Origin of the sequence: Bradyrhizobium sp. NBAIM08, assembly GCF_020193935.1 — a bacterium.
GTDB lineage: Bacteria > Pseudomonadota > Alphaproteobacteria > Rhizobiales > Xanthobacteraceae > Bradyrhizobium > Bradyrhizobium yuanmingense.
Window position 1 is genome coordinate 1 of the sequence record NZ_JADYVR010000928.1, and the last position, 405, is coordinate 405.

Annotated in this window: 1 protein-coding gene; it reads left to right on the forward strand. The window is 63.2% G+C overall.

Features of this window, described 5'->3' with window-relative positions; all coding sequences use genetic code 11:
• The coding region (locus tag I6F37_RS42770) for an MtrB/PioB family outer membrane beta-barrel protein (RefSeq protein ID WP_225154794.1) at positions 1-405 on the forward strand (405 nt) is incomplete at both ends.

Genomic DNA, 405 nt, shown 5'->3' on the forward strand with positions numbered 1-405 from the left:
GAAGGAAGGTTCGCACCTGTGGGGAATCGGCTTCACCTGTCCGTCGGCCGTCGCGCCGGGGTGCGCACCAGGCAACGGCGCCCAAACCGGAACCGGGCTGCTGATGTTGCCCGAGCCGGTCGACGCACGTCACAGCCAGGTCGAGGCCAGACTGAGCTTTGCCCGCGACAAGCTGAACCTCTCGGCCGGTTACTACGGCTCGTTCTACCGCAACGAAAACGGCAGCTTGAATCCGCTGGTTCCCGGCACTTTGCTTAACCCGCTGGGCTCGTCCCTGCCTTTGGTGCCCGGACTGCAGCCCATTCTCAGCCAACCCGTCGCTTTGCCACCGGACAACCAGGCGCATCAATTGGACGTGACAGGCAGCTACAGCTTTACGCCGACGACGCTGCTGAACTTCAAGCT